The organism is Streptomyces sp. NPDC002055, assembly GCF_040296705.1.
Taxonomy (GTDB): Bacteria; Actinomycetota; Actinomycetes; order Streptomycetales; family Streptomycetaceae; genus Streptomyces.
Map to the genome: position 1 here is coordinate 39,852 of NZ_JBEOXS010000046.1, position 10,902 is coordinate 50,753.

Below are 10,902 nucleotides of genomic sequence, written 5' to 3' on the forward strand. Positions count from 1 at the left end.
CGGTCATTCGTGCCCCTTCCCCCGCAGCTCTGCCCACACCCGTTTGCCCCACGGCAGCGGATCGGTGCCCCAGTCCTCGGCCAGCGCCTCCACGAGCGCCAGGCCGCGCCCGCCCTCGTCCTCGGCGCTCGGCTCCCGGGGCACCGGGAATTGCTTCGACTTGTCCACGACACCGATACGCACCCGCACTGCCTCGGGCCGGGTGACCGTGATCCGGATGGAATTGCTCCGGGCGTGCTGCACGGAGTTGGTCACCAGCTCGGAGACGATCAGGGCCGCGACGTCGGCCAGCTCTTCCATCTGCCACGCCGCTAAGGCGACGTGCACCAGACGCCGGGCGGTGGCCGCGCTCCCCGGTTCACGCGGCAGGGTCGCGCTGTAGCCGGGGTGCCCGGTCGGGCGGGCCACGATGAGCGGCAGGCATCGCCGGGGCTGCTTTCGTGACTGCCCGTCCGTGGATTTCGGCACGTCAGTTGCTCTTTCAGGTCGGCCGCAGCCCCGGCCGTTCACGAGGTCGCGGGGCAGTGACCATTCATGTAAGCGACGTACCAAGAAGGGTGACAGGGGCGGAACATCCCACTTTCACCACGCTATTCGCCGACCCCCAGGAACTCCGCCAACGGCCGGAGTCCCGGTGGATGGTTGGGGAGCGCCCACAGGTCGCGCACGATGGCCACGGCCAGCGTGTGATGCTGCATCCAGGTCGGTGCCACCCGGCGCAGGGACTCCAGCGCCTTCACCGCTCCGGCAGCGTCACCGGTGTCCGTGTGCGCTCGGGCCACGTCCAACAGCAGCCACGTCCGCCAGGACGGCGGAGTGTCCTTGCTCAGACGCATCCCCTTGGCCAGCGCCAAGGCATCATGCGGGTGCCCGTACTGGACGGCCAGCCGGACGCGTTCGATACGGACCGACGACGGGCTGAAGACGCTGACCATGCGGTTGTCACCGCCGTCGGGCAGCTTCGACACTCGGGCGGCTTCCTGCTCCGCCGTTGCCATCATCGCCGCCGCGCGCTCATAGTCACCGCTTCGCGCGGCCGACGTGGCGGCGCTCATGGTCAGCGCACCCCACACCTTCAGGCCGTCGGCCGTGCCGGTACGGCCCGCGTTCGCCATGTCCTCGGCAGCACGCAGTGCGATGCCCAGCGCGTCTGTCAGGCGCCCCTGCCGCTGGTAGGTCCACGCCGTGGAGTTGACGATCATCGGCACAAGCAGCGGATCGGAGGACTCTCCCGCAGCGTCTATGGCGCGTTCCAGGCTCGTCAGGGCCAGGTCCGTCTTGCCCATCCGCACGGCGACGTGTCCGGCGAGCTGCAGCGCCTTGGCCAGGGCTGCGAATCCGGCCCTGCGGTCGTCGTCGTTGTCCGAGACCGTGGTGGCGCGCGCGTCCGAGAGCAGGTCCGGCAGCGCCTTCATCACCGTGTCGAACTCGGCGGCGTGGTAGTGCGTCCAGCCTTCCGCGATCTGCTCACGCAGACGGTCCAGCGAGAAGTCGGGCCCCGGCGGCTCCGGGTCCGGCCCCCAGAGCACGGGCATGATGGCGCGGCGCACGGCCACGAAGCGTGGTCCGTCGTTCTCCCCCGTGGAGGAGACCGCCGGCGGGTCGCCCAGGAGCGTGGTCAGTTCCACGCCGAGACCGTTGGCCAGCGCGTGCAGGGTGGGCAGGCGCGCCGAGTGCTTCCGCCGCTGTTCGAGCTGGCGGATCACATCGACGGACACGTCGGAGCGCTCGGCCAGCTCTTCCTGCGTCAGGGAGGCCAGACGGCGCAAGCGGCGCAGGGTCCGCCCCAGGTCTTCGTTCGCCACGCTGCCACGGTACGCGGCCAGACTGCGTCCGCAGCTCACGATGCCGGCCGCAGTTGCGGAGGCACCACCGGCCCCAGGACGACGCCCGCAGAGCCGCGCGTATCCAGGCTCACATCATGGGCGTGTCGCCCTGCAAGGACGGGAACTGCCGAACATGAACGCTGCACGGGGGTTGGCGTTGCAGGCTCGTATCCCTAACGTAGAGCGGAATCTGAGCACCGCTCACATTTAAGGATGTACGCGATGGTCATCGTTCAACCTCTGCGCCGCAGACTCAGGTCGCTCGCGGTGGTGTCGCTGCTTGTCGCTGTGACCGCCCTGGTGCTCGGTCCCGTGCCCAGCTCCGCGGCGGAGTCCAGCTGGTGGGATCCGTCCGCGAGGCCCGCACCCGACTCGCAGATCAACGTCACGGGCGAGCCCTTCAAGGGCACCGACGCCCAGGGCCGCGTCAGGGGCTTCGTCGACGCCCACGACCACATCATGTCCAACGAGGGCTTCGGCGGCCGGCTGATCTGCGGCAAGCCGTTCTCGGAGCAGGGCGTCACCGACGCGCTCAAGGACTGCCCCGAGCACTACCCCGACGGCTCGCTCGCCGTCTTCGACATGATCACCAAGGGCGGCGACGGCAAGCACGACCCCAACGGGTGGCCCACCTTCAAGGACTGGCCCGCCCACGACTCGCTCACCCACCAGCAGAACTACTACGCCTGGATCGAGCGGGCATGGCGCGGCGGTCAGCGGGTACTGGTCAACGACCTGGTCACCAACGGCGTGATCTGCTCGGTCTACTTCTTCAAGGACCGCAGCTGTGACGAGATGACCGCCATTCGCCTCGAGGCGAAGAAGACGTACGACATGCAGGCCTTCATCGACAAGATGTACGGCGGCCCGGGCAAGGGCTGGTTCCGGATCGTCACGAACAGCGCGCAGGCCCGACAGGTCATCGAGCAGGGCAAGCTGGCCGTCGTCCTGGGCGTCGAGACCTCGGAGCCGTTCGGCTGCAAGCAGATCCTGGACGTCGCACAGTGCAGCAAGGAGGACATCGACCGCGGCCTGGACGAGCTGAAGGAACTGGGCGTCAGCAGCATGTTCCTGTGCCACAAGTTCGACAACGCACTGTGCGGGGTGCGTTTCGACTCCGGCTCGCTCGGTACGGCCATCAACGTGGGCCAGTTCCTGTCGACCGGCACGTTCTGGAAGACGGAGACCTGCCGCGGCCCGCAGCACGACAACCCCATCGGCAACGCGGCGGCACCGGAGGCGGAGAAGCGGCTCCCGAAGGACGCGGCCGTCCCCTCATACGCCTCGGGAGCGCAGTGCAACACCCGCGGGCTGACCGACCTGGGCGCGTACGCGGTGCGCGGCATGATGAAGCGCAACATGATGCTGGAGCTCGACCACATGAGCGTCAAGGCCGCCGACCAGGCCTTCGGCATCCTCGAATCCGAGTCGTACCCCGGCGCCATCTCCTCGCACAGCTGGATGGACCTGGGCTGGACCGAACGCCTCTACAAGCTCGGCGGGTTCGCCACCCAGTACATGGGCGGCTCCGAGGCCTTCAGCGCGGAGGCCAAGCGCACGGACGCGCTGCGCGAGAAGTACAACGTCGGCTACGGCTACGGCACCGACATGAACGGTGTCGGAGGCTGGCCGGCTCCACGGGGCGGGGACACCCCGAACCCGGTGAAGTACCCCTTCCGCAGCACGGACGGCGGCTCGGTGATCGACAAGCAGACCACCGGCGAACGCACGTGGGACTTCAACACCGACGGCGGCGCGCAGTACGGCATGGTCCCGGACTGGATCGAGGACATCCGGATCGTCGGCGGTCAGGGGGTCGTCGACGACCTCTTCTCGGGAGCCGAGTCCTACCTCCGCACCTGGGGGAACTCCGAGAAGTACCGGTCCGGGAAGAACCTCGCCGCGGGGGCGGCCGCGACGGCGTCCTCGTCGGAGTGGTGGAACCCGTTCGTCAGCTTCAAGCCCGGGAAGGCGGTGGACGGCGACACGGGCACCCGCTGGGCCAGCGAGTGGAACGACGACCAGTGGCTGCGGATCGATCTCGGATCCGCGCAGCCGGTCAAGCGCGTCACCCTCGACTGGGAGCAGGCGTACGCGAAGTCGTACCGCGTCGAACTGTCGGAGGACGGCACGAACTGGAAGACGGTGTGGTCCACGGCCTCCGGCGACGGCGGCCTGCAAACGGCCCGTTTCGCCGGAGCCGAGGCGCGCTACGTACGCGTCAAGGGGCTGCAGCGCGGCACCCAGTGGGGGTACTCGCTTCGCGAGGTCGGCGTCTACGCCGACTGAGGCACCGACGAGGCGGTATCCAGGGCCCGGCCCCGGTGGAGCGGTGCACCCACCGGGGCGCCCCTCCCGCGCCGTCACTCGCGCTCGCGAACACCCTGCGGGCACTGCTAGGTCGGCTCCGCGGGTTTGGGCGGTGTCCTGCCCGGTCTGGGGTCGAGCATGATCAGGGGGCCGCACCCTCGGCATCGACATCACCGTCGCCGTCAGATGGCAGCGAGCCGCCGCCGGCGACTGGGCCGCCTACGCCGCCGAGGTCAGCCACCGAACCAGTACTCGGGAGTGACATGCCTCTTCTGCCCTACGACGCCGTGCTCTGCGACATCGACGGCATGATCCGCCATTGGCCGGTCGCCGACGGGCTGGAGCAAGAGCACGGGCTTCCCATCGGCGCGCTCGGAGCCGCAGCGTTCGCACCCGCCCGCCTGCACCCGGCCATCACCGGGCAGATCACCGACGAGCAGTGGCGATCAGCGGTCGCCGCCGACCTCGCCGCCCGCCACGGATCAAAGGAGCGAGCGGATGCGTCGGTGCGGGCCTGGTCCGCCCTCCTGCCCATCGTCGATCAAGAAGTCGTCGCGCTACTCGAGAAAGTACGCGAGGTCACATCCGTCGCCCTGGTCTCCAACGCAACCACCCGGTTGGAGCGGGACCTGGAACGCCAAGGACTCGCCGACCTCGCCGATGCCGTCGTGAACACCGCGCGGATCGGCGTCGCGAAACCCGATCTTCGTGTCTACCGCACCGCTGCCGAGCGTCTCGACGCGGCGATCGACCGCTGCTTGTTCATCGACGACACCGAAGCCAATGTCACAGCGGCACGCAAAGCCGGGATGACCGCCCTCCACTACCGCCGGCCCGAAGATCTGCACGAGGCTCTGTCGCCGCTTCTCAACGGATCGAGCTGAAGGGCATTCCAGGCGTTCCCATACCCGACGTCACCATGACACCCGGACCAACGGTCCATCGACCTTGCGGGGGCAGCGCTCAGCGCGCATCTCTCGGCCGGCCGGAACGTCTCTGGCCCCAAAGTGGTCCCAGAGACCGAACCGAAGCGGCATCTCCGGCTTGTCCGGTGACCCGGTCCCGATACACGAAGAAGCCCGCCGACCTGGAGAAATTCTCCAAATCGGCGGGCTCTTTGCACCGTCGGGACGACAGGATTTGAACCTGCGACCCCTTGACCCCCAGTCAAGTGCGCTACCAAGCTGCGCCACGTCCCGGTGCCCGTGCGGCCTGGGGTTTCCCCTGCCGACCGCGCACGAGAACAATACCGCACTTCACCGGGTGCTTGCTCACCCCAGGCTCGGACAGAAGCGTCGGGCCACCCCTGGGCGGGGACACCGACGGTCACGGTCGAGCGGAAGCAGCCCTCTCACCCGACGACTCCGGGCTCACCCCATGCTCACCTGCGGCAATCACGGGCACGGCACCTCCAGTGGCCCCGATCCGGCACCTCCCTGGCGAACCTCTCCCCCCTCCCCGCGAAGCACCTGCGGTGAGGCCGACGCACGGCCCACCGGGCACCCGGAGTCAGGGGTCAAACACTCTCATTCACCTCATAGCAGACATATCACTTACGACATCCCCGTAGTTGGCTTCGGCGGCACACCGAGACCGGGACTGCGGGCCTCTGGGTGCGGCCCCGACCTTCACCGACGGGACATGCATCGTCACTCGTAGCGACGTGCTCCACACGGAGTAGCCGTCAGGACGCCGGGACGTGCCCGTCCAGCCAGTTCAGCAGGTCGTGCTGCACCTCGTCGCGGTTCGTCTCGTTGAGGATCTCGTGGCGGGCGTTCCGGTACGCGCGCCAGGTCAGGTCCTCCGTGCCGAGGTAACGGAAGTCCTCCAGCAGCTCGTAGACCAGGGTCAGCCCCTGGTGGCAGGGGTCCTCCGAGCCCACGGCGAGGTGGACCGGCAGCCGGGCCGGGATGCGGGCGAGGTTCCGTGGGTCGTTGATCTTGCGTACGGCCCGCACCCACTCCAGGGCGAGGCCCGCACTGAACGCGAAGCCACAGCGCTCGTCGGCGGCGTACAGGTCCACCTCCGCCTCGTCGCGCGACAGCCACTCGAACCCCGTGCGGTGCGGGTACGGATCGTTGAACGCGGCGAAGAGCTCCGGGATGAAGCCGGAGGGCGCACCGGCGCCACGGTCCGCGATCTCCCGCTCCAGCGCGGCGGCGGCCCCCTCGGTCTCGGCGCCGGGGAGGGAACGGAAGACGCCCGACAGGATCAGGCCGTGCAGCTCGGATCCGTACTCCTGGGCGCAGTCGCGGGCCAGCATGGCCCCGAGGCTGTGGCCGAGAAGGACGAGGGGCGCCCCGGCGTGTTCGGCTCGCGCCCGGTCGCCGACGGTTTTCAGGTCGGTGACGATCGCCGGCCAGGCTCCGTCGCCCGCGACGCCGTAACCGCCGGTCGAAGCGGCCGTCGCGCCGTGCCCGCGGTGGTCGGAGGCGACGACGGCGAAGCCGTGACCGGCGAGGAAGCGGGCGAACCGGTCGTAGCGCAGTCCGTGTTCGGCCGCCCCGTGCACGATCTGCACGACGGCCCGGGGACGATCGCCCGCCGGTGTCCAGGTGTAGGTCGCCACGCGCGTTCCGTCGGGGCGGTCGAGGTGGCCCGCGCGGTACGGATGGGGTGGGCGGCCGGCACCACCGCTGCCGTCACGGCCGCCCCCGCCATGGCTGCCGAGACGGCGGTCGCGGGCGCCGTCGGAGCCGCCCCGGCCGACGCTTCCCTGCTTGGTGCCGCGCGCGTCGGAGCCGCCCTGGTCGATTGGTCCCTGTTCGGCGTTTCGCTGCTTGGTGCCGCGCGCGTCGGAGCCGCCCTGGTCGGTGGGCCCCTGTTCGGCGTTTCCCTGCTTGGCGGCGCTCGGGTCGGTGGTGCCCTGGTCGGTGCTTCCATTGCTGATGGCGTGCTCCGCCATGCGGCTCGCCCTCCGTGTCGGGTGCGTCGGGTCATCGGCTGGGACGGGGCCGCCGTAGCGGCCCGCGTTTCCGGTCCCGCCATGACCGTCCCCCGGCACACGGACGTCATGCACACCCCTCACAGAGGCACACCCTCACAGAGGAAGAGCCCCGCCCAGCTTGCTCCGGGCGCAGCGCCCCTGGCCCGATGCCCCGTTCCGGGATCGGAGCGCGCCGGACGGCCCGTGCGGTGGGCGCGGCCGAGACACATGTCCCGGTACCTCGACCGCGCCCGCCGTACGGGCCGTGATGGCGAGGGTGGGCGGCGCCCAGCCCCGATCCCCCGGGCCCCCGGTCCCCTGGTCTCCCGCAGCGGGCGGACTTCCCGTCAGTTCCCCCGCGTCAGTACGGGTGGTGGTTCGGCTTGTCCGCCCACGCCTTGTACGACTGAGCGCCCAGCTCCGGGTGGATCTGCTCGAGGGGCAGGCTGCGCTGTTCCGGAGGCTTGGCGAAGTCCTCGTACTGGAACGCGTCGTCGAAGCCGATCTCCTGGGTGGCCTTCCAGTCGCAGCTGTAGTACACGGCGTCGATCCGGGCCCAGTAGATGGCGCTCATGCACATCGGGCAGGGCGCGCCGCTGGTGTAGATCAGGCAGCCCTGGAGCATGCAGGCGCGTTCCGGTACGACGTCCTGGGAGCCCTCGGGGCGGGGGATCAACTGCAGCGTGTACTGGTTCTGGTGCTCCTCGGCGATGCTGGGCGCTTCCGGGTTGAGGAGCTGTACCGCCTTGCGGATGGCTTCCACTTCGCCGTGGGCGGTCGGATCGGCCGTCAGCAGGACGCGGTTCTGGCCGCGGGCGATGATCTCGCCGTCCCGGGTGATCACCGAACCGAAGGGGCCGCCCCACCCCTTCTCCACGGACTCGGTCGCCAGCCGGACAGCCTCCGCCATGAACTCCTTGTGCCCCATCGCCGCACCTCCGCCGAGCGGCTCTCACAAACGAACCGCTCTCGCAAACCGGTCAATCGGTCATCGGTCAATCCGTCAACCATCCACCGTCAACTGAGCATCAGCAGACACCATTTGTCCGATATCCACCTTTCCGCCTAGACTACTCCGTATGACTGTCGGTGCAAGCCGCAACCTCAGCAGCCACAGCGCGACCGTGGTGACCTCGCAGCGGGTCCGGGACGGCCATGACGACGCGTATCAGTCGTGGCAGGAACGCATGAACCGGGCCGTGCGGCACTTCGAGGGCTTCGAGGGCACCGAGCTGTATCCGCCGACCAACGGCGACGGGAACGAGTGGGTCGTCGTCTTCCGCTTCTCCTCGGTCGAGCAGCTGACCGCCTGGCTGGAATCGGGTGCGCGGCAGCAACTGCTGGACGAGGGGCGCCCGCTGTTCGACGGTCCCGCCACCCAGGAGGTCCTGGCCGGCGGAACGCCCGCGGCGCCCGACCAGGAAGCCGTGACCGCGGTCATCTCCCATGATGTGCGGCCCGGCCGGGAGCAGGACTTCGAGCGGTGGCAGAGCAAGATTCTCAAGGCACAGGAGCAGCAACCCGGCTTCATGGGCTCGGAGTTGTTCCGGCCGTTGCAGGGCATTCAGGACCACTGGGTCGTGGCGTTCCGCTTCGACACCCGGGACCATCTCGACGCCTGGCTGGACTCCGAGGTCCGCGAAGAGCTCCTGAAGGAGGGGCGCAACTACTTCTCCTCCTACGACGTCCGCAAGATCGGTTCGGCGTTCAGCGGCTGGTTCCGCTTCGGTGACGGCGAGGACGAGGGCGTCCCGGCCAACTGGAAACAGGCCATGTCCGTCGTCCTGGCCCTCTATCCCACGGTGACGGTGCTGAATCTGGCGGTGAACGACGAGCTCGGCGATGCGGGCGTTCCCGGCTACCTGAACCTCTTCATCGGGAACCTGCTCAGTGTCAGCGTCCTGACGTGGCTTCTCATGCCGCTGGTCAACCGCGGTCTCGCCTTCTGGCTGCAGCCCAGCCGGGCGAAGTCGGCCCGTACGCACATCCTGGGGGCGGTCGTGGTCATCGTGTGCTGGGGCATTCTGCTCACCATCTTCGGGCTCACCCTGGACTGACGCCCTCGGCCGGTGCGTCAGCCGGGCGCAGCGGCCCCTGCCCCGGGGCGGCACCGCGCCCGTGCGCGTGCCCGCGTATGACCCACTAAACTGGTACATGCCCCACCTCGTGGCAGTGCGGCCTCGGGCAGTACGGTCTCGTCGTCCATCGCGGCACACGGCTCAAGGGCTGGGCTCTCCCAACGGAACGAGCGCTTCCCCAACGGAACGACCGAGGGAGACCGCCTGCGAATTCGCGTACCGGCAGCGAGGAGTGCAGCGAGGAGTGAGCATGCGCGAACACCCGCAGGCCCACGGCGTCGAGGGGCGGGTCGAAGGGCAGATCGTGCGGCGGGGGGACGTCGCGTACGAGCCCGTCCGGACGAGCATGGTGTGGAACGGGCTCACGCCGGGGCGCCGTCCCGAGGTGATCGTCCGGGTCGCGTCGGAGCGCGACGTGCCGGCGGCCGTCCGGATGGCCCGCGCGGAGGGGCTGCGGATCGCGGTGCGCGCGGGTGGCCACAACTGGTTCGGGACCTCCCTCCGGGACGGGGGGATGCTGCTCGACCTGTCGCGGCTGCGCCGGTTCGAGATCGATACGGCGTCCGCCACTGCCACCGTGCAGCCGGCCGTCCGGGGGCAGGACCTGATGCCCGCACTCGCCCGGGAGTCGCTCGCCTTCCCCGGCGGCCACTGCCCGTCCGTCGCCCTCGGCGGGTATCTGCTGAGCGGCGGTCTCGGCTTGAACTCCGCGGCCTGGGGACCGGCCTGCGCGAGCGTCCTGGAGATCGAGGCCGTGACCGCGGACGGCGAGCTGCTGCGGTGCAGCGCGAAGGAGAACGCCGACCTGTTCTGGGCGGCGCGGGGTGCCGGGCCGGGCTTCTTCGCCGTCGTGACGGGATTCCGGATCGCGCTGTACCCACTGCCCCGGGTCATCCGCACCACCACGCACGCCTTCCCGCTGTCGGACGTCGAGCGGGTGACGTCCTGGGTCACGGACACGGCCGAAGGGCTCGCCCCCACGGTGGAGTCGGTGCTCGTCCTGGCCACCGCGGCACCGGAGATGACGAGCCGGTCGCCGCGGCCCAAGGTGGTCGTGGCCGGCGCCACCGTGTTCGCCGGGACGGACGAGGAGGCCGACGCGTCCCTCGCACCGCTGCGGGACTGCCCGTTCGGGGACCGGGCACTCTTCTCGGACACCGACCGGCCCACCTCCTTCGACGCGCTGTACGCCGATTCGGCTGCCGTCTGGCCCCCTGAGCACCGCTACGCGGCCGACACTCTCTGGTCGGACGAGGACTTCACCACGCTCCTGGCCAAGCTCAGCGAATCAGCCGCCGCGTGCCCCTCCGACCAGTCCCTGGTCCTCGCCCCCGTGCTGCCGGTCTCCACCGACGAGCGGCTGCTGCGCGACATGGCGTTCTCGGTGCTCGGCCGGAGTTACGTCGTGCCGTACGCGGTGTGGGACGACCCGGCGGAGGACGCCGTCCAGATGCGCTGGCTGCGCGAGGCGATGCACACCGTGGAGCCGTTCGGGACCGGGCACTACATCGCCGAGGCCGACCTCACCGCCGCCGCCTCACGGGCCGAGCGGTCGTTCGCGCCGGCCGACTGGCAGCGTCTGCGGGCGCTGCGGGCCGCCTACGACCCCGACGGGGTCTTCCACTCGTATCTGACCCCGGAGGAGGGCGGCGCGTCGTAGCCGGCCTCGGAGGAGGGCGGCGCGTCGTAGCCGGCCTCGGAGGAGGGCGGCGCGTCGTAGCCGGCCTCGGAGGAGGGCGGCGCGTCGTAGCCGGCCTCGGAG

General features: G+C 69.9%; 8 protein-coding genes and 1 tRNA gene. 4 read left to right on the plus strand and 5 right to left on the minus strand.

What is annotated here, in order from left to right; all coding sequences use genetic code 11:
- Positions 1–3: 3 nt before the first annotated feature.
- Both ABT112_RS25290 and ABT112_RS25295 read right to left on the minus strand, forming a co-directional pair.
- The gene (locus ABT112_RS25290; protein ID WP_502975438.1) at positions 4–468 is read right to left on the minus strand and encodes an ATP-binding protein; all 465 of its coding nucleotides are present in this window, start codon (positions 466–468) and stop codon (positions 4–6) included.
- Positions 469–590: 122 nt separating this feature from the next.
- Positions 591–1,805, minus strand: coding sequence for a helix-turn-helix domain-containing protein (locus tag ABT112_RS25295; protein ID WP_351513233.1), 1,215 nt, complete (start codon positions 1,803–1,805; stop codon positions 591–593).
- A 243-nt stretch (positions 1,806–2,048) separates the two neighbouring features.
- Between ABT112_RS25295 and ABT112_RS25300 the strand changes: the two genes are divergently transcribed.
- Together ABT112_RS25300 and ABT112_RS25305 are read left to right on the plus strand one after the other, a co-directional pair.
- Complete coding sequence (locus tag ABT112_RS25300) at positions 2,049–4,115, plus strand: galactose-binding domain-containing protein (protein ID WP_351513235.1); 2,067 nt, start codon at positions 2,049–2,051, stop codon at positions 4,113–4,115.
- Positions 4,116–4,399: 284 nt separating this feature from the next.
- Positions 4,400–5,020 (plus strand): HAD-IA family hydrolase, encoded by a 621-nt coding sequence (locus ABT112_RS25305; RefSeq protein ID WP_351513237.1) that lies wholly within the window; start codon positions 4,400–4,402, stop codon positions 5,018–5,020.
- Positions 5,021–5,261: 241 nt separating this feature from the next.
- Here ABT112_RS25305 and ABT112_RS25310 read toward each other — a convergent pair.
- The 3 genes from ABT112_RS25310 to ABT112_RS25320 all read right to left on the minus strand — a co-directional run bounded on the left by ABT112_RS25310 (position 5,262) and on the right by ABT112_RS25320 (position 7,990).
- Positions 5,262–5,335: transfer RNA gene (locus ABT112_RS25310), tRNA-Pro, on the minus strand.
- A gap of 485 nt (positions 5,336–5,820) precedes the next feature.
- Positions 5,821–6,705: an alpha/beta fold hydrolase gene (locus ABT112_RS25315; RefSeq protein ID WP_351513253.1), complete on the minus strand. Its 885-nt coding sequence runs from the start codon at positions 6,703–6,705 to the stop codon at positions 5,821–5,823.
- A 718-nt stretch (positions 6,706–7,423) separates the two neighbouring features.
- A complete protein-coding gene (locus ABT112_RS25320; protein WP_351513238.1) occupies positions 7,424–7,990 on the minus strand; it encodes a nucleoside deaminase in 567 nt (188 codons plus the stop codon).
- Positions 7,991–8,141: 151 nt separating this feature from the next.
- Between ABT112_RS25320 and ABT112_RS25325 the strand changes: the two genes are divergently transcribed.
- The gene (locus ABT112_RS25325) at positions 8,142–9,119 is read left to right on the plus strand and encodes an antibiotic biosynthesis monooxygenase (RefSeq protein ID WP_351513240.1); all 978 of its coding nucleotides are present in this window, start codon (positions 8,142–8,144) and stop codon (positions 9,117–9,119) included.
- A gap of 271 nt (positions 9,120–9,390) precedes the next feature.
- Entirely contained in the window at positions 9,391–10,800 is a 1,410-nt protein-coding gene (locus ABT112_RS25330; RefSeq protein ID WP_351513241.1) for an FAD-binding oxidoreductase, read from the plus strand.
- The last annotated feature ends 102 nt before the right edge of the window (positions 10,801–10,902 follow it).